Origin of the sequence: Arthrobacter sp. zg-Y750 (assembly GCF_020907365.1) — a bacterium.
Lineage (GTDB): Bacteria > Actinomycetota > Actinomycetes > Actinomycetales > Micrococcaceae > Arthrobacter_B.
Map to the genome: position 1 here is coordinate 1 of NZ_JAJJOC010000004.1, position 18,098 is coordinate 18,098.

Sequence of the window (18,098 nt, forward strand, 5' to 3'; positions counted from 1 at the left end):
CCCCCGCCCGCCCCGCCGCCCGCGACGCGCAGCCGCCCGGGCCGGGGGGGCGGGGCCTTCTGCGAAACTCTGCGGGCGGGACTGCTATCCCAGCCTGCGGGCAGCGCGGTTAGGAGCCGCTGCCTTCGGCATCCGCTTTCGGTGCGGAGAAGCGTCCGCCGTCGGCTGCGGCATGCCGGGCCGGACGGCCAGCCGACTCTTGCTCCTGCCGGGCCAGGGCAGCATCGCCGGCGGCCGGACGGGCAGCGGACTCTTCTGCCTGCCGGGCACGGGCAGCATCGCCGGCGGCCGGACGGGCAGCGGGGCTTTGTGCGGAGGCAGCGGTGGCTTGGCCTGATGCAGCTGGGTCGAATGCACCTGAGCCGGATTCCTCGGCGCCTCCGGCAGGGCCGCCGTCGTCGTGCTTGGTGCTGACCTTACGGGACTGGCGCAGTACCTCGATAACGATCGGAATCACCGAAAGCACTACTACGCCCACGAAGATCAGGTCCAGGTTTTCCCGGACAAACGGCACGCGGTCGCCGAGCACATAACCCAGCAGGGTAACGCCCACGCCCCAGAAGAAGGCGCCGATGACGTTGAAGGTAACGAAGGTTTTGTAGTTCATCTTTGCGACGCCAGCCACCACGGGCGTGAAGGTCCGCACCACCGGAACAAAGCGTGCCAGGATCACGGCCTTGCCGCCGTGGCGCTCGAAGAACACTTCGGCCCGGTGCACGTTTTCCTGTTTAAACAGCCGGCTGTTCTCCCGTTTGAAGATAGCCGGGCCGGTTTTTTTGCCGATGTAATAACCGGTCTGGTCGCCTACGAACGCGCTGACAAAGACCAGCAGGCCCAGCAGCCACACATTGATGTGGATGGTGCCCGTGGCCACCAGCAGGCCCGCGGTGAAAAGCAGCGAGTCACCGGGCAGGAAGAACCCGATGAGCAGCCCGGTCTCGGCAAAAACAATGCCGCAGACGAGCAGGACAACCCAAGGTCCCAGGGCAGGATTGGCCAGGAATACCTGAGGGTCCAGCCACTCGGGCAAAAGGGCAGATGTGGGAGGCCTTACGGGCCCGGAAACGGCAGCGGCCGCGGTAAGAGTCACCTCCCTAGGGTACGCCATGACCTGCTGCACCCTCTGGGAACACCGGCAGGCCGCGGGTGCCCGGGTCCTTGACAGCCATCCTCCTGCCGGGATTACCTAATGAACATTCGGTAAATAAAAAGGAGGGTCCCATGGCTGACACCGGCGTCACCCCGGGCAAATCCCCCGCCCATCCCCTTCTGGTTTTCGATGCCGCCTCGCAGTGGCTGGGCATCGAAGTCCTGGAGCTCCGGGACGGCGCAGCGCGCATTTCCATGTTGCTGCGCCCGGAAATGCTCAACGGTTTCGGCATTGCGCACGGCGGCATGGTTTTTGCCTTCGCCGACACCGCCTTTGCGCTGGCCTGCAACCCGGAAGCCGGCGGACCGGCCCGGCAGCGGACCGAGGTTACCGTGGCTGCGGGGGCAGACATCACCTTCCTGGCGTCGGCGCACGCGGGCGACATCCTGACCGCTCACGCCGAGCACCGGGCGGGCAGCGGCCGCAGCGGTGTTTATGACATTGAGGTGCGGGCCGACCGCCCCGACGGCACATCCGACGTCGTCGCCCTTTTCCGCGGACGCTCACGCACCATCCGCGGCCCGCTCCCGGACCCGCCCTCCCGTCCCGACGCCGGCCCCGTTCCCGACAGGAAACAGCGCATGAAGACTTCCCCCGCCAAATCCGCCGCCGCGAATCCCGCCGCCCTGGATCCTGCTTCCCTGGATCCCGAGGAGCGGATGAGCCGGGACGAACTGGAGGACCTGCAGCTGCGGCGCCTGCAGCAGACGCTGGCCTACGCCTACGAGCGGGTTCCGCTCTACCGGACCAAGTTCGACGACGCCGGCGTGCACCCCTCGGATTTGCGCGAGCTGGGCGACCTGCGGCTTTTCCCGTACACCACCAAGGAGGACCTGCGTTCAACGTACCCCTTCGGCATGTTCGCGGTACCGCAGCACCAGGTCTCGCGCATCCACGCGTCCTCGGGAACCACGGGGCGGCCCACGGTGGTCGGCTACACCTCCGGAGACCTGGACCGCTGGGCCGCCCTGGTGGCACGTTCGCTGCGTGCGTCCGGGGTGCGGCCGGGCGACAAGGTGCACAATGCGTACGGCTACGGGCTGTTTACCGGCGGGCTGGGCGCACACTTCGGAGCGGAGAAACTGGGCTGCACCGTCATACCGATCTCCGGCGGGCAGACCGAACGCCAGATCCAGCTGATTCTGGACTTCGAGCCGGACACCATCCTCTGCACCCCCACCTATCTGCTGGCGATCGCCGACGCGATGGCTGCCGCCGGCATTGATCCCCGGTCCACCTCGCTTCGAACCGCGGTGCTGGGTGCCGAACCATGGACAGAGGAAATGCGGCATGAACTCGAAACCCTGATGGACCTGGATGCCTGCGACATTTACGGCCTCTCCGAGGTGATGGGCCCGGGCGTGGCCGGCGAGTGCGTGGAGAGCAAGGACGGTGCACACATCTGGGAGGACCACTTCCGCCCCGAGATCATCGATCCCTTTGATGACACCCGGGTGCTCAACGACGGCGAGCCCGGGGAACTGGTCTTCACCTCCCTGACCAAGGAAGCGCTGCCGATCATCCGCTACCGGACCCATGACCTGACCCGCCTGCTGCCCGGCACGGCGCGGCCGTCCATGCGCCGGATGGGCAGGATCACCGGCCGGAGCGACGACATGGTCATCCTGCGCGGCGTGAACCTCTTCCCCACCCAGGTCGAGGAAATCGCGCTGCGCCTGCCGGCCCTCAGCCCGCACTTCCAACTGGAAATCACGCGGCCGGAGCGGATGGATGAACTCACCGTGCGGATCGAGCGGCGGGAAGAGACCTCCGCACGGGAGGCGGCCACCGCCGCCGTCGAGTTGGCAGCGCAGATCAAGGTCCATGTCGGCTCCTCCTGCACCGTGGAGGTGGTGGAACCGGGCACGCTGGCACGCTCCAGCGGCAAGCTGCGCCGGATCTACGATCTGCGCCGGCAGCCCGGCGCCGCGCCGTCGTGATGAACGGCCCGACGCCGGTGCGCCCCGGCGTGGGAAAATGGCGCCATGCCTGATGCCGCCCCCGATCCCGCTGCTGCCCCCGATGCACCTGCTGCTGCCGTTCCCGGCCGCCGCGGCCGCCCCGGCTATGACCAGCAGAGTGTGCTGAACGTGGCCGTGGACGTGTTCAACCGGCACGGGTACGAAGCCACGTCCATGGGCATCCTCGCCGAGAACCTGGGCATCACCAAGTCAGCCATTTACCACCACGTCCCCTCCAAGGGCGAGCTGCTCCGCCTGGCCCTCGACCATGCCCTGGACGGGCTGGAGGCGGTGCTGGATGACCCGCGGGCCTCCGACGGTGCGGCCGACGTCCGGCTCGAATTCGTGCTGCGCGGCACCATTGAGGTGCTGACCGAGCGGCTGCCGTTTGTGACCCTGCTGCTGCGCCTGCGCGGCAACACCGAGATTGAGCGCACCGCGCTGGCCCGCCGCCGCGAGTTCGACCACCGGGTGGCGGACCTGGTGGACGCGGCGCGGCGTGAAGGCTCGGTGCGCAGCGACATTGATCCGCGGACCACCACCCGGCTGCTTTTCGGCACCATCAACTCGATTGTTGAGTGGTATCGGCCGGGCGGTCCACTGCCCGCGCAGAAGCTCGCGGACAACATCATCACCATGGTTTTCGACGGGCTGCATACCCGCCTGGATCCAGGCTCGGCCTGATGGGGAAGCGCCGGCTGCTGTGGGCGGCCCTGGCAGTTGCAGGCCTCATCCTGGCCGCTTACGGCGTGGTGGTGGTCAGCGACGTCCTGAGCCCGGACACCGTCTGCGACTGGGCAGTACGCCGCAGCAGCTGCCCGTAACCCAGCGTCCCCCGGCAGCTATTTGGCCACCAGGGTCAGCACGTCGTAGGTGGCTACCAGCTCATCGTCCTGGTTGGTGAGCACCGCGTCCCACGCCACTTCGCCGTAGTCGTCGGTCTCCCGCGGCGAGATTTTCTTGGCGGTCAGCGTGACCCGGATGGCGTCGCCCGCAGCCACCGGAGTGATGAAGCGCAGGTTCTCGAGCCCGTAGTTCGCCAGTACCGGACCGGGCGCCGGGTCCACGAACAGGCCCGCACCCCAGGACAACAGCAGGTAGCCGTGCGCCACAATGCCCGGGAAAAACGGATTGGCCTCGGCCGCGGCCTGGTCGGTGTGGGCGTAGAACGTGTCGCCGGTGGTCTCGGCGAAGGCACTGATGTCCGCCAGGGTCACCGTGCGCAGCCCGGAGCGCACGGCGTCGCCCACCCGCAGCTCGCTCAGCGGCTTGCGGAAGGGATGGCCGGCGTCGAACCGCTGGTCCGCACCCGTGTGCCAAATGCCGGTGAGGGCGGTGAGCATGTTCGGCGAGCCCTGCACGGCGGTGCGCTGCATGTAATGCAGCACCGCGCGGATGCCGCCCAGCTCCTCTCCCCCGCCCGCCCGCCCGGGACCGCCGTGGACCAGGTGCGGCACCGGGGAGCCGTGGCCGGTGGAACTCGCCGCATCCTCCCGGTTCAGGATCAGCACCCGCCCATGGTGCCCGGCAATGCCGGCGAGCAGTTCGGCGGCCACCTGCGGATCATTGGTGCAGACGGTGGCCACGAGCGACCCGCCCCCGCGGGCAGCCAGCCGGACGGCGTCGGCCACACTGTCATAGCCGACCACCGACGCAACGGGTCCGAAGGCCTCCACACTGTGCAGTGCGTCCGCGTCCTTGTTGTCCCAGGTCAGCAGCACCGGTTCCATAAAGGCGCCCGACGGCGCCGGGCCGGTACTGCCGTCGGCAAGTACGACGTCGGGTGCCTCCAGCGAGCCGAGCGCCAGCGTCCCGCCGGCGGCGAGCAGTTCACGGACGGCACCGCGGACACCGTCGAGCTGCTCGGTGGACGCCAGCGCCCCCATAGTCACCTGCGCGGCCCGTGGATCGCCCAGCACCACCCGCTCCCGGATGCGGTCCGCGGCGGCGGCTACGACGTCGTCCACCAGTTCCCGCGGCACCAGGGCCCGGCGGATGCTGGTGCATTTCTGGCCGGCCTTGACCGTCACCTCGGTGACCAGCGATTCGATGTAGGCCTCGAACTCGGGGGTGCCGGGCACGGCGTCGGGTCCCAGGATGGCGGCATTGAGTGAATCCGTTTCGGCCGTGAAACGAACGCCTCCCACCGCCACATTGGGATGCGCACGCAGCTTTTCGGCGGTGGACGCCGAGCCGGTGAAGGAGACCAGGTCCCGGTAGTCCAGGTGGTCCAGCAGGTCCCGCGCCGGGCCGGAAATCAGCTGCAGCGACCCGGGAGGCAGGATCCCGGACGCCACGATCAGCCGCACGGCTGCGGCGGCCAGGTAGCCGGTGGGCGTGGCGGGTTTGACGATGCTCGGCACCCCCGCGAGGAAGGCCGGCGCCAGTTTTTCCAGCAGGCCCCATACCGGGAAGTTGAAGGCGTTGATCTGCACGGCGGTGCCGGGCAGGCGGGTGTAGATGTGTTCGCCAAGGAAAGATCCGTCCCGGGACAGCCGTTCCACCGCGCCGTCGGTGATGACCGTTGCGTTGGGCAGCTCGCGGCGCCCCTTGGACCCGTAGGCGAAGAGCACTCCGATGCCGCCGTCAATGTCCACCAGGGAGTCCTTGCGGGTGGCCCCGGAGCGGGCGGACACCTCGTACAGTTCCTCCCGGCGGGCGTTGAGGAAACCGGCCAGTTCCTTGAGCAGCAGGGCCCGCTGGTGGAAGGTGTACTTCCCCAGCTCGGCTTGGCCTGTGCTGCGGGCATGTTCGACGGCGGCAGCCGTGTCCAGCCCGTCCGTACTGACCCGGGCCAGCAGTTCGCCGGTGCTGGCATCCCGCACCTCGGTGCCCGCTCCGCCGTCGCCGGGAGACCACCAGGCGTCCCGGACGTAGCTGGGTACGTAGTCAACGTCGAGGGCTGTTGCCGTCATGGGAAAACCTTTCGCACGGGACGCGTCCTGCCGGGCACCGTTGCCCGGGACTGCTGGAATGTACCGACGGGCCTGCAAGAAGCCAGCGATTACTGACCATACGGTCGGTATATCGCCAGCGTAGCGCAGAGGTGCATTGCGCCACACCCCTCCCGGCAGCATTCCGGCCGCTCATGCTGCCCGGGTTATCGATGGAAAACCCGCCGGCCGGGAACCGGATACGGGATTGGCGATTGCCGCATGCCCTGCGCTGGGACAGACTGTCCGCCTTGGAGCCATTGATTCCGGTACGTTGATTCCGCTGCCCGAAGGAGTGCAAAGATGAGCCCTCGCCCAGGTCTTTACCGCCGTTCACCCGGTGTCCCTTTCCGCAGTCCGTTCCGCCTCCCGTTCCGCCGTTCATTCCGCGGCGGGAGGCTCGGTGTCCTGGCCCTGGCTGCGGCGGCGCTCCTGGCCGGCGGTGCGTCGTCCGCCGCGGCAGACGGTCCGGCAGGCGGCTCCCCGGGCAACTTCGGCGGGGACTCCGTGCAGCACCGGGGCGGAGACGGCCACGGGCATGGCTGGGGCCACGGCGGCGGGCATGGTGGCGGGCACGGCTGGGGCCGCGACGTCGACTATGTGGCCTTCGGAGACTCCTATGCCGCCGGCTACGGCGGCGGTCCCCTGCTGGATGCCTGCGGCCGCACGGAACAGGGCTATCCCGCGCTGCTGGACGCCCGGCGGCGAGTGGATCTCGAAGCCGATGCCACCTGCGCCGGCGCCACCGCCCTGACCACCCCGTCCGACGCGCCGGTGGACCTGCCCGAACAGGTCAGCAACGCGGCGGCCAGCGGCACGCTCAACGACCGGACCGACGTCGTGACCGTGACCATCGGCGGCAACGACGTCCGGTTCGGCACCGTGGTGGCCGCCTGCGCCGGGACCCAACTTCCGGCCACCTGCGCACCGGCCATCGAGCAGGCCAGCACCTACGCCTCGACGGTCCTGGCTCCCCAGCTGGCGGCGGAATTCGCCCGGATAGCCGAGGCAGCCCCGCGCGCCACCCTGGTGGTCACCGGATACCCGCACCTGTTCGAAACCGGTGCGCCGGGCCCGCTCAGCGCGGACGCGCAGGCCCTGTTCAACGCCGGAACCGACGCCCTGAATGCGGTCATCGCCGGACAGGTTCCCGAGGACGGCGTGTTTGTGGACGTGGTGGACGAATTCGCCGGACACGGAGTGGGATCCGCCGATTCCTGGATTCGCTTCGACGGCGGCCCGTTCGACCTGCATCCCACCGAGACCGGCTACCGGGACGGCTACACCGCGGCCATCCTGGCGGATGCCGGCAGCGAATTCCGGACCGGGTGCCGGGGCCGCGGCTAGTCTTCGCAGCTAGCTGCCCAGCACGTCCGCCAGGTCGAACTTCACGGGTTCCTCCAGCTGGGCGTAGGTGCAGGACTCCGGCGAGCGGTCAGGCCGCCAGCGCACGAAGCTCGCCACATGCCGGAACCGATTACCTTCCATGTGGTCGTACTTCACCTCCACCACCCGCTCCGGACGCAGCGGTACAAAGGAGAGATCCTTCTTGCCGCTCCAGCGGCTGCCTTCCGAGTTGCGGGGCGTGCGGGTGCCGGCCTCCTGCTCCTCCGACGCCCAGGGGTGCCCTTCTTCGCCCGCCACCAGCGGCTGGAGCTCCTGGAACAGCTCCCGGCGCCGGTCCATGGAGAAGGCTCCGACAACGCCCACGTTGGTGAGCTCGCCGTCGTCGTTGTAAATGCCCAGCAGCAGCGAACCGATGAGGTCCGGGCCGGACTTGTGCACCCGGTAGCCGGCCAGCACGCAGTCAGCGGTGCGCTCATGCTTGAGCTTGGCCATGGTGCGCTTGTTCGGGGCATACGCAGCATCCAGCGGCTTGGCAACCACTCCGTCCAGCCCGGCACCTTCGAACCGGTCAAACCAGTCCCGCGCCTGCTCCGGATCATCCGTGGCGGCGGTGACGGACACCGGTGCCTGCGCCGTTTTCAGCGCCTGGACCAGCGCCTCGCGGCGTTCCGCGAACGGTTTGTCCGTGTAATCCGTGTCTCCCAGGGCCAGCAGGTCGAAGGCCACGAACCGGACCGGGGTCTGCTCCGCAAGCAGTTTCACGCGGCTGGCGGCCGGGTGGATGCGCTGCTGCAGCAGCTCGAAGTCCAACCGTTTACCGTCCGGCGCCACCATCACAATTTCCCCGTCCACCACGCACCGCTCGGGCAGGTTTGCCTTGAGCGCCTCCACCAGTTCGGGGAAGTAGCGCGTCATCGGCTTCTCGTTGCGGGAGCCGATCTCGACGTCGTCGCCGTCCCGGAAAATGATGGACCGGAACCCGTCCCATTTGGGCTCGTAGAGGTACTCGCCTTCGGGCAGGGAGCTGGCGGCTTTGGCCAGCATGGGCGCAATGGGAGGCATCACCGGAAGTTGCATGTGCCCATTCTTATCCGATTGCGGCCCGTTCCCCCAGCCCCGCGGTGAACGCGGTGAGCAAATCCCGGCCCTGTTCCCAGTAGCCGACGCCGCTCTTTTCGTTGATGTGCGCCAGCTCGCCGGCATTGATGAATGGCAGTTTCCAGGCCGCTGCAATGACCTCTGCCGCCGGCAGCGCGCAGTACGGGTCGCTCTCACTGGCGATCAGCAGGCCCGGAACAGGCAGTTCCTGCAAGCGCGGGTTCCGGAACGTCCCGGCCGGCTGCGGGAAGGAGGCGGCTACGGGATCCGGCGGGCTGACCAGGAAGACCCCGCGGGCGCCGTCGGGGTTGCGCAGCAGCCATTCCGCCGCGGCCAGGCAGCCCAGGCTGTGGGCCACGAGCACGGTGTTCCCGTGCTGTGCCCCGGCGGCTTTGTCCAGCGCGGACATCCAGTCCTCCAGCTCCGGCTCGTCCCACGACGACGGCGCGATGCGGGTGACGTCCGGCAGGTCGGCTTCCCACCGGCTCTGCCACTGCTCCGGCGGTGAGCCCTGATAGCCCGGGACCAAGGTGATGTGCACTGTTCCTGCTTCCTTCCGCTGCGTTTCCACGTGCCCGGCCCGGAAGTCCGGGGAGGACGGGAATACGGCCGAACCTTACGGCGCTGAGGCTGATATGAAACGAATAGGGTTCCTGTCCTTCGGACATTACCGGAATGCGCTCGGCTCACGGACCCCCAGTGCACGTGACGCATTGCTGCAGCAGGTGGAGCTGGCCGTCGCAGCCGAGGAAATCGGCGTCGACGGCGCGTACCTGCGGGTGCACCACTTCGCCCCGCAGTTCTCCGCCCCCTTCCCGCTGCTCGCAGCCATGGCCGCGCGGACCAGCAGGATTGAGCTGGGCACCGGCGTGATCGACATGCGCTATATGAATCCGCTTTCAATGGCCGAGGATGCCGCGGCCACGGACCTGATCAGCGGAGGCAGGCTACAGCTGGGCATCAGCCGGGGATCCCCCGAGCCGGCCCTGCGCGGATATGAGTCCTTCGGTTACGTGCCGGGGCCGGAATCCACCGACGCCGACATGGCCCGGCAGCACACCGAAGTGTTCCGGGCCGCGATTGCCGGTGCCGGCGTCGCCCAGGCGGATCCGGCCATGACCGGCAGCACCGGAGCCATGCCCATCGATCCGCTGTCCCCCGGCCTGCCCGAGCGCATCTGGTGGGGATCCGGCACCCGGGCCACAGCCAAGTGGACGGGCGAGCAGGGCATGAACCTGATGAGCTCCACCCTGCTGACCGAGGACACCGGTGTCCCGTTCGACCAGCTGCAGGCCGAGCAGGTTGCCGTGTACCGGCAGGCCTGGGCCGACGCCGGCCACCAGGGCACCCCGCGGGTCTCCGTCAGCCGCAGCATCATCCCATTGGTCACCGGGGAGGACCGGCATTATTTCGGGCTCCGTGCGCAGGCCGAGGGACGGGACCAGGTGGGCCATCTCGACGGCGGTTTGGCGCGGTTCGGCAAGAGCTACATCGGCGAACCGGATGTCATCGCTGCTGAACTGGCCGCCGACGCCGCCGTGCAGGAAGCCGATACCGTGCTGATTACCGTGCCGAACCAGCTGGGCGTGGACTACAACGCGCAGCTGCTGGAAAGCGTCGTGAAGCTGGTGGCGCCGGGGGCAGGCTGGCGGTAACTCTTTCGCTGGCTTTGACCGGCCTCGCTGGGAACGTGGGCACCTACGGGGCCTGGCTCCGGCGGCAACGAAACTCCCCGCTCGCAGAACTCGCGGGAAGTATTAAAGCCGCCTCCGCCAGGCCCCTTCGCATGTCCGTTGCCTATGCGCAGAGCGGGGCAGCGCACGTGTCGGGGAAAGTTGCGTGCACCGCCTGGTTACACTTTTGAGGCTGCCGGACATTAACAGGGCATGAGTGTAGAAACTTTCCGGAAGGAACAACGGGACGTGGACAGGGAGAAGTGTTTCCTGGCCGCCCACGCCGCCGGACATGACCGCATCTACCGCTACTTCCGGCGTCGAACCGAAAACGCCGCCACCGCCGAGGACCTCTGCGCCGAGGTCTTCCGGATCGCCTGGGAAAAGACCGGGCAAGAGGAAAGCCTTTCGGTCATGGTGCTGTTCGGGATCGCGAAAAACGTCCTCCGCAACCATGACCGGTCCGCCTCCCGGTCCGTGAACCTCCTCGGAGCCCTCCAGCTGGAACGGGACCACGAGCGGAACGACGACGACTCCCGCATCCATGAGGCGCTCGCCCGGCTCGGGCCCGATGAGCGGGAGGTCCTCCTCCTGACGTACTGGGACGGTTTCAGTTCCAGCGAGGTCTCGGACCTGCTCAACACCAGCGCCACCGCCGTCAGGATGCGTTTGCACCGGGCACGCAAGGCGCTCGGCCGCCTGCTGGACACGGAATCACTTTCAGAGGGAGCGAAACGATGAGCCATACCAATAAGCCCGGCGGCCTTGACCGCGCACTTGCATCCGCTGACCCCGCACGTTGGGTTCACGAAACGGAGCTGGCCGGCAGCCGCGCCAGGTCACTGGCCGTGATGGACGCCCCGCAGGCGGCGCAAAGCACCTCGCCCTCCCGCCTGCACACTGTTCCTCCGCTAAACGCCCGCCGCGCCGGAGGCCCGAGGACCACGCCGCCCCGCGCCCGATGCCGTCTCTTGCTTGCATCCGCCGCTGCGGCTCTGCTGGTGGGAGGCATAGTGGTGGCCGACGTCGTCCGGCCCGCCAGTCCCGGCGCCACCGCTGAGGCGGCAGAAGTCCTGAACGCCGCAGCCGACGCCACTATCCGCACCTCCGATCCCGTGGTGGGCCCCGGCCAGTACCTGAAAATCGACACAACCGAGCTGACCTGGGGCGGCAAGCAGATGGCTGACGGCAGCGACCTTTCCTGGCAGGAAACCGTCAGCGATCAGCTCTACATACCGGCAGACAGGAACGGTGAATGGATCTGGGACCGCGGAGAGCGGATTCCCCTCGAGTCCTCGTCCGACGCCGCCAAAGCGGCGGCCGCCGAGATCGCCCAGCTGCCGCCGAAGGGCGGGGAGCCGAACCCGACGGTCGGAATCCAGCGCGGCCCGGGAGGTACCTTCTACGGACAAGCGCCGATGGTCATCATCGGCACCTCCCTTGACGAAGCCGGAAGCCTGCCCCGGGATCCCCGGGAACTGCTGGACCTCATTTACGAGCGCACCGAGGGAGCCGGCAAAACGCCGGAAACGGAGGCCTTCGTGACGATCGCTGACGGCCTGCGCACCGGGGCCGTCCCCGCCGACCTGCGCGCAACCATGTATCGGGCCGCTGCACTGATCCCCGGCGTGGTCATGAGCGACAAGCAGGCAACAGTGGACGGCAGGACAGGCATCGCCATCGGAATCCCCCACCCAGGAGGAACGTCGCGGACCGACATCATCATCGATCCTGACTCAGGCCTGGTCATCGGCGAACAGGACGTACTGCTGCAGGACTTCCCCAACGCTCCTGCCGGCACCGTTCAGGCATGGACTTCGGTTAGAACCTCCGTGGTGGATTCCGCCCCGTAGCCGTCCCTCCTTTCCGCCGCCTTTCGGGGCGGGACACGGGGTCACCGGACGGGCCGGGTTAGGCGCGGTGCGGCACCAGGGCACCGGACGGGCCGGGTTAGGCGCGGTGCGGCACCAGGGCACCGGACGGGCCGGGTTAGGCGCGGTGCGGCACCAGGGCACCGGACGGGCCGGGTTAGGCGGCTTTAATAACTTTCGCGAGCTCTGCGAGCGGAAGTTTTCGTTGCCGCCGTTCCGGCCCGCCCGGCGCCCGACCCGCCCGGCGCCCGACCCGCCCGGCGCCCGACCCGCCCGGCGCCCCGGAAACGGACCCGGAAACCCGCACTCCTGTCGAAATGTCGGCGCCCTCCGCTACAGTAGTTTTCAGCTTCACGAGATGTGGCCTTCGCCCGGTTCGCCGGGCATAAAAGCTCCGACTGGCCCCACACCAACCCCACTGTTCGGCGGGTGGTTCGGATGACGAAGCGGCCTGCTTCATCCGCTGCAGGCAAGGACAACCTGAAAAGGAACCCACTGTGAGCATTTCCAGTGTCAGCAACTCCGGCTTCAACAACCCCGACTTCAGCAGTTCCTCCCCGAGCAACTGCACCGGTTTCGCTCCGGGCCACAACATCCATTGGATCCACGGCCGCCGGCTTCAGGGCTGGGAGCACTGGGCCGACGTCGACGTCACCGCGGATCCGCAGCTGGACCTCATCTACCTGGTTATCGACGGGCAGCAGCAGTTGATGTGGTTCCACAATGTCGGTGCGGTCGCAACCGCGTTGGAAGCCGCCGTCGACACGCCCCAGTGGTGCCAGCGGTATTCCACGCTGATGGTGCCCGGCGGGTTTGGCTCCGAAGCCCGGAGCTCTTTTTTCTACTTGGCCCGGCCGGAGCGGGTACTGCCATGCAACGGCTCTCCGGTCCGGGCACCCGAAAGTGAGCGGCTCGAGAAGCCCGGCTCCTAGCTTGCGGACGGTAGCTGGCCGCAATTCAGTGCCGACGGTGGCGCTGCCCTCCTAGGCTCTGGGCCATGACGAACATACAGATCTGCGTAGACTGCACCGATGCCCACGCTCAGGCCGATTGGTGGGCGGAAACCTTGGGCTGGACGTTGGAGCCCACGGACCAGGGCTTCATCTCGTCCTTGCTGGACCAGGGCTTCGCAAAACCCGAGGACGTGATTGAGCACAACGGTGTCCGGGTCTGGCGTGACGGCGCAGCTATCTGCCCTGCCGATCAGGTGGGACAGGAGGACCGGCTGCGCATCCTGTTCCAGCCCGTCCCCGAGCCCAAGACCGTCAAGGATCGAATCCACCTGGATGTGCGGCTGGAGGGCAGGGACAAGGACGAAGCCCGGGCCGCATTGGAAGGTCGAGGTGCATCCTTCCTGTACGAGGCCAGTCAGGGCCCGCACTCCTGGTACACGATGGCCGATCCCGAGGGCAACGAGTTCTGCATCAGCTGACGCGCACCTGCTCTTCCAGCTTCTGTACAGCTGATGCGGCTTGGAAGGGCCAATACCCGCATCAGCTGTACAGAGGGCGTCCGCGGATCCTCTAAAACAGCCGTGAGACCCTACTGCTGCAGCAGCTCCGGCGGCACAGCGTAGATGATCACCACGCTAAGCAGGTTCTTCGCGGCATGCACCCCGTAGGACAGCATGAAGTTGTTCCCGGCCCACACGTACATGCCCACCAGCACGGCGCCGGTGGCCAGATAGGGCATCAGTACCGGCAGGGACAGCGACTCCTTGCCCACAATGTGGATGGAGGCGAACAACAGGACCGACAGGATGCAGCAGGCCCAGGTGTTCCAGTAGCGGCTGAGCTTGCCGATCAGCAGGTGGCGGAAAATGTACTCCTCGACGAACGGCGCCAGCACCACCACCAGGGGCACCACAAGCCAGGGCGACATCTCGGTCACAAGGCCCTGCACGGCCTCCTGGTTCACGGCGGTCTCCGCCTCGCCGGTGATGATCAGGCCCACCATGGAAGCGATGATGGTCAGGATCACGCCGATCGGAATCAGCGCCGCTGAAAGGACCGGCCGGGTAGCGAGGATCCTTGCTTCCCGTGCCACATAGGCCCGGGCTGCGATGAGGGCCAGGACGCCGCCCACCGCGTAGAAGGCCAGGTTGATCACATATGCGGCCACCAGCGGATCCGGGATCAGCGCGGACAGGCCCGGAATGTCGATCGGCACAAAGCTGAGCAACAGCAGGAACAGGACGTAGTAGCCCGCCGCCACGGCATCACTGCGGGTGAAGCGGTACGCCAGCCAGGGGATTTGCGCCGGCGGGCGGCCGGACGGGGCCCGGTATTCGTTAGCTGTCATCAGTTAAGGATAGGAGCCCGGAGCGGCCCCGGGCAGCCTGCTCCCCCTAGTTCAGCTCCGCGATCACCGGGGGCATGGCTTCCAGCAGCTCGCGCGCCAGGAAACTGAGCGGGCCGCGCGACGCCGAGAGCCGGTCCCCCGACACGGCATGCAGGTAGGTGCCCCAGCATGCGGCCTGCTCCGGCGTGGCACCGCGAGCCAGGAAACCGCCCACCGCACCGGCCAGGACATCACCCGAACCGGACGTACCCAGGCCTGGATTCCCGGCGGGCACTTCCCAGCTGGAACCGTCCGGCGCCGTGATGAGGTTCTGCGCGGTGACCACGGCCGAATACTTGCGGGCCACCTCGGCCGAGGCTTCGGCCAGGTCAAGGGACTCCTCGTCCGCGTCTTCATCCCCCAGCAGGTGCAGGATCTCTGTGCGGTTAGGGGTCAGGACCAGCCGTCCGGCCAGTGCCTCTGCGAGCTTCGGCTGGCCGGGCAGCACACCCAGCGCGTAGGCATCCAGCACCACCCGGGTCTTCTCCCCCAGCAGCGGCACCACGGACTGCAGCAGGGCCGCAGTCTGTTCGGCGTCGGCCATTCCCGGGCCAATCACCACCGCAGCTGCAGACTCCAGGTCCGCCGCGAGAAGCCCGCCTGCGGCACCGCCGTCTATGCCGCCGTCGGCTTCCGCGAGTCCCACCACGCCGGATTCGGGAATGGCAACGGCTACGGCCACGGCAACGGAGTCCGCCACGCCCATGGTCAGCCGGCCGGCGCCCACGCGCAGGCCCGCAAGGCCGGTCAGCATCACGGCTCCGGGGGTGCGGCGTTCCCCGCCGATCACCACTACGGTGCCGCGCTCCTCCTTCCCGGCAGTGTCGGTGGAGAGCTGCCAGTCGCGCAGCAGTGCGGGGGTAACGAGTTTAGCGGGGGTGGACGTCATGCTCATCTCCAGAATGTTCGGTAACGGGTGCTCCGCTGTCCTGCAGGTGGAGCACACTGTTGAAGGTGTGCGCTTTCCACGGTCCGGTTCCGGACGGCCGCACCAGGCGGGTGACCGAGCCGTTGCGAACGCTGTTGGCCGCAGCGAGATCCAGCAGTTCCTGCTCGCTCAGCCGTTCGCAGATGTAGCGGATCAGCATAATCACTGCGTCGTGGCAGACCACTGCCACCCGCTTGCCGTCCTCCTCGTCGTCGAGGTCGCGGAAGACGGAACGCAACCGCAGGGCGACGTCGGCCCAGGACTCCCCGCCCGGCGGCCGGTACACGAATTTCCCCAGCCAGGCCCGGCGCTCGGCTTCCTCCGGGTAGCGGGCGGCGACGCCGGCACTGGTCAGCAGGTCCAACACGCCCAGTTCACGGTCCCGGAGACGTTCATCGAGGCGCATCGGCCCGGCTATTCCAGGCAGTCCGGCCAGTTCGGCGGTCTGCTGTGCCCGCAGGTACGGCGAGCACCACACCGAATCGGGCAGGTCCCCGGCGGGCAGCCCGGCAAACCAGCGGCCCAGCGCCGCGGCCTGCGCCTCGCCGTCGGGACTGAGCGGGACGTCCGGGTCCCGCCAGGCAATATCAATACGTTCGGCACCAACACGTCCGGCGCGGGTGGCGGCTACGTTGCCCGCGCTCTCGCCGTGGCGGATCAGGATCAGTTCGGTTGCACCCATGCACCCGACTGTACGCCCGCCGCCGGCCGGACACCGGTTTTCAGGTACGCGTCCGTTCATCCACCCGCCCGCCGTTGCGCACCGTAAAGGTCAGCAGGAACGCGACGGCGGCAAAAGCGGCCAGCAGCAGCAGTCCCACAAAGTAACTGCGGCTTTCCGGATCAAAGGTGGCCCCCATAACCAGTGGCGGGAAGTATCCGCCAAGCCCGCCGGCGGCGGCAATGATCCCGCCAATGGTGCCGACGTCCTGCGCCGGGGCGGCACGCCCTACCCACGCAAATACGCCGCCGGTGCCCAACCCCAGGAAAAGCGCCATCAGGATGAACGCGGTACCGTACACCCGTTCCTCCTCCGGCCGCAGTGCCACGATCACGGCCAGCACCACCGTTCCGGCGAGGGAGGCCAGGGTGACCAGCTTCGGCCCCACCTTGTCCGCAATAGTCCCGCCAATGGGCCGGGCAATGACGGCGGCCACCGCAAACCCGGCGGTCCGGGTCCCGGCCGCGGTTGCGTCATAGTCGTACACGTTGCCCAGATACGTGGGCAGATAGTTCGAGAACGCCACGAAAGCCCCGAACACCACCCCGTACAGGAAGCACAGCTGCCAGGTGACCCGCAGCGTGAAGGCGTGGGTGATCTTGGGCAGCACCGGTTCCGTGGGGGCGGACCAGGCCGGGGACTCGCGCAGGACAAGCCAGCTGATCACGGCCATGACGGCCACCACGACGGCGATGGTGATGTGCGCGCCCATGTAGCCGACGGCGTCGACCAGCCTTGGGGTGAAGAAGGCGGACACGGCGGTGCCCACCATCCCGGCGCCGAAAACACCGGTGGCGAAACCCTTCCGGCTGCGGTCATACCAGGCCGAGCAGAACGGGATACCGATGGCGAACACCGTCCCGGCAATGCCCAGGAAGAAGGCGATGACCACCAGGAACGGGAAGTTGCCCAGCCGTCCCACTATTCCGGTCAGCAGCACCAGGGGCGCGGTGACACCCAGGATGACGGTGAACATGATCCGCCCGCCGTACCGGTCCGTCAGGGCACCCACCGGGATGCGGGCCACCGAACCGACGAGGATGGGCATGGCCACCAGGATGGAGGTCTGGCCTGCGCCCAGGTCCATGTCGGCGGCGTAACGGCTGGAGAGCGGCCCGATGATGGTCCAGGCCCAGAAGCCGACTGTGGAGGCAATGGTCGCGACTATCAGGTTCCGCAGCTGGCCGGATTTCAGGTCCGCCCCTGCGGCCGGCGAGGTGGATGCTGTAGACATGGGTGCCTGCCTTCAGGAGGGAGAACTCAGTTCCGCGGAACGCCGCGGCGGTCGCGGTCAGGGGTGCCCACCGGCGCCCAGCCGCGGGGCGGAGGCGCAGCACCGGGAAGAGGCCGCTTCCCCCGGGAGCGGTAGACAATGTAGGGCCGGAACAGGTACTGCAGCGGTGCGGTGAACGCGTGCACCAGCCGGGTGAACGGCCAGAGGGAAAACAGCACCAGGCCGAACAGGGTGTGGATCTTGAAGGACACCGAGGCCGCGGTCATGCCCAGGATGTCCGGCTGAAGGATGAAGATCGACCGGAACCAGGGCGACACAGTGTCCCGGTAATTCACGATGTTCGTGTCGAAGACGGAGAAGACGGTGGTGGCCAGCCCGGTGAGGATTGCGGCGAGCAGGAAGATGTACATCAGCTTGTCGTTGCGGGTGGTGGCCATAAACACCGGACCGGTGGTGCGGCGCCGGTAGATCAGCAGCACGATTCCCACCAGGGTGGCGATGCCGGCCAGGGTCCCGACGCTGAGGGCGAAGAAATGGTAGGTGTCCTCGTTCAACCCGATGGCGTCCATCCAGGTCTTGGGAATCACCAGTCCCACAAAGTGACCCACAATCACCGCGAGGATGCCGAAGTGGAACAGCGGCGAGGCAATGCGCAGCAGCCGGGATTCATACAGCTGGGAGGACCGGGTGGTCCAGCCGAACTTGTCATACCGGTAGCGCCAGATGGAGCCCAGGATCAGGACGGCGAGCACCAGATAGGGCAGCACTCCCCAGAGCATCACGTCGTCCAGGCCCACCTGCACATTCCCCGGCGGCGGCACGTCCAGCGGCACGGTTGCTTC

At 67.7% G+C, this 18,098-nt stretch carries 17 protein-coding genes, 2 pseudogenes and 1 riboswitch; of the genes and pseudogenes, 10 read left to right on the forward strand and 9 right to left on the reverse strand.

Features of this window, described 5'->3' with window-relative positions:
- Positions 1-427: 427 nt before the first annotated feature.
- Positions 428-1,108 (reverse strand): annotated as a pseudogene (locus tag LOC57_RS02230) (DedA family protein); the annotation flags it as partial.
- Positions 1,109-1,344: 236 nt separating this feature from the next.
- Between LOC57_RS02230 and LOC57_RS16485 the strand changes: the two are divergent.
- The 4 genes and pseudogenes from LOC57_RS16485 to LOC57_RS02250 form a co-directional block, all read left to right on the forward strand.
- Positions 1,345-1,551, forward strand: a pseudogene (locus tag LOC57_RS16485) (hotdog domain-containing protein); the annotation flags it as partial.
- A gap of 180 nt (positions 1,552-1,731) precedes the next feature.
- A complete protein-coding gene (paaK, locus tag LOC57_RS02240; RefSeq protein WP_229957916.1) occupies positions 1,732-3,090 on the forward strand; it encodes a phenylacetate--CoA ligase PaaK in 1,359 nt (452 codons plus the stop codon).
- A gap of 45 nt (positions 3,091-3,135) precedes the next feature.
- Positions 3,136-3,795 carry a TetR/AcrR family transcriptional regulator gene (locus LOC57_RS02245; protein WP_229957816.1) on the forward strand — a complete coding sequence of 220 codons (660 nt, stop codon included), beginning with the start codon at positions 3,136-3,138 and terminating at the stop codon, positions 3,793-3,795.
- Complete coding sequence (locus LOC57_RS02250; RefSeq protein ID WP_229957818.1) at positions 3,795-3,935, forward strand: hypothetical protein; 141 nt, start codon at positions 3,795-3,797, stop codon at positions 3,933-3,935. The genes LOC57_RS02245 and LOC57_RS02250 overlap by 1 nt, the downstream gene beginning before the upstream one ends.
- An 18-nt stretch (positions 3,936-3,953) precedes the next feature.
- On the opposite strand, the gene paaZ is transcribed toward LOC57_RS02250, so the two are convergent.
- Positions 3,954-6,026, reverse strand: coding sequence for a phenylacetic acid degradation bifunctional protein PaaZ (gene paaZ / locus LOC57_RS02255; RefSeq protein WP_229957819.1), 2,073 nt, complete (start codon positions 6,024-6,026; stop codon positions 3,954-3,956).
- Between the two features lie 321 nt (positions 6,027-6,347).
- Here paaZ and LOC57_RS02260 point away from each other — a divergent pair, with 321 nt between their 5' ends.
- On the forward strand, positions 6,348-7,391 hold the full coding sequence (locus LOC57_RS02260; RefSeq protein ID WP_229957821.1) for an SGNH/GDSL hydrolase family protein: 1,044 nt from the start codon (positions 6,348-6,350) through the stop codon (positions 7,389-7,391).
- 9 nt (positions 7,392-7,400) lie between these two features.
- Here the strand turns inward: LOC57_RS02260 and LOC57_RS02265 are convergent, their stop codons facing one another.
- Both LOC57_RS02265 and LOC57_RS02270 read right to left on the reverse strand, forming a co-directional pair.
- Positions 7,401-8,468, reverse strand: coding sequence for an ATP-dependent DNA ligase (locus tag LOC57_RS02265; RefSeq protein ID WP_229957823.1), 1,068 nt, complete (start codon positions 8,466-8,468; stop codon positions 7,401-7,403).
- A 10-nt stretch (positions 8,469-8,478) separates the two neighbouring features.
- The gene (locus LOC57_RS02270; RefSeq protein WP_227912658.1) at positions 8,479-9,030 is read right to left on the reverse strand and encodes an RBBP9/YdeN family alpha/beta hydrolase; all 552 of its coding nucleotides are present in this window, start codon (positions 9,028-9,030) and stop codon (positions 8,479-8,481) included.
- Positions 9,031-9,124: 94 nt separating this feature from the next.
- Between LOC57_RS02270 and LOC57_RS02275 the strand changes: the two genes are divergently transcribed.
- From LOC57_RS02275 to LOC57_RS02295, 5 genes are all read left to right on the forward strand, one after another.
- Positions 9,125-10,144: an LLM class flavin-dependent oxidoreductase gene (locus tag LOC57_RS02275; RefSeq protein ID WP_229957825.1), complete on the forward strand. Its 1,020-nt coding sequence runs from the start codon at positions 9,125-9,127 to the stop codon at positions 10,142-10,144.
- A 231-nt stretch (positions 10,145-10,375) separates the two neighbouring features.
- Positions 10,376-10,903 carry an RNA polymerase sigma factor gene (locus LOC57_RS02280; RefSeq protein WP_229957827.1) on the forward strand — a complete coding sequence of 176 codons (528 nt, stop codon included), beginning with the start codon at positions 10,376-10,378 and terminating at the stop codon, positions 10,901-10,903.
- On the forward strand, positions 10,900-12,015 hold the full coding sequence (locus LOC57_RS02285) for a CU044_5270 family protein (protein WP_229957829.1): 1,116 nt from the start codon (positions 10,900-10,902) through the stop codon (positions 12,013-12,015). The genes LOC57_RS02280 and LOC57_RS02285 overlap by 4 nt, the downstream gene beginning before the upstream one ends.
- 367 nt (positions 12,016-12,382) lie before the next feature.
- Positions 12,383-12,515, forward strand: a riboswitch (SAM riboswitch).
- 15 nt (positions 12,516-12,530) lie between these two features.
- The gene (locus tag LOC57_RS02290; protein WP_229957831.1) at positions 12,531-12,965 is read left to right on the forward strand and encodes a hypothetical protein; all 435 of its coding nucleotides are present in this window, start codon (positions 12,531-12,533) and stop codon (positions 12,963-12,965) included.
- A gap of 65 nt (positions 12,966-13,030) precedes the next feature.
- On the forward strand, positions 13,031-13,465 hold the full coding sequence (locus LOC57_RS02295; protein WP_227912653.1) for a VOC family protein: 435 nt from the start codon (positions 13,031-13,033) through the stop codon (positions 13,463-13,465).
- A gap of 110 nt (positions 13,466-13,575) precedes the next feature.
- Here LOC57_RS02295 and LOC57_RS02300 read toward each other — a convergent pair whose 3' ends face one another.
- From LOC57_RS02300 to narI, 5 genes are read right to left on the reverse strand one after another with little or no spacing between them, the layout of a single operon-like run.
- A complete protein-coding gene (locus LOC57_RS02300) occupies positions 13,576-14,334 on the reverse strand; it encodes a CPBP family intramembrane glutamic endopeptidase (RefSeq protein ID WP_229957833.1) in 759 nt (252 codons plus the stop codon).
- 46 nt (positions 14,335-14,380) lie between these two features.
- Entirely contained in the window at positions 14,381-15,268 is an 888-nt protein-coding gene (locus tag LOC57_RS02305; RefSeq protein ID WP_227912651.1) for an NAD(P)H-hydrate dehydratase, read from the reverse strand.
- Positions 15,243-15,983: a histidine phosphatase family protein gene (locus LOC57_RS02310; RefSeq protein WP_229957835.1), complete on the reverse strand. Its 741-nt coding sequence runs from the start codon at positions 15,981-15,983 to the stop codon at positions 15,243-15,245. Before LOC57_RS02310 ends, LOC57_RS02305 begins: the two co-directional genes overlap by 26 nt.
- 40 nt (positions 15,984-16,023) lie before the next feature.
- Positions 16,024-17,256: an MFS transporter gene (locus LOC57_RS02315; RefSeq protein ID WP_229957836.1), complete on the reverse strand. Its 1,233-nt coding sequence runs from the start codon at positions 17,254-17,256 to the stop codon at positions 16,024-16,026.
- 26 nt (positions 17,257-17,282) lie between these two features.
- Positions 17,283-18,035 (reverse strand): respiratory nitrate reductase subunit gamma, encoded by a 753-nt coding sequence (gene narI, locus LOC57_RS02320; RefSeq protein WP_227912945.1) that lies wholly within the window; start codon positions 18,033-18,035, stop codon positions 17,283-17,285.
- Positions 18,036-18,098 lie beyond the last annotated feature (63 nt).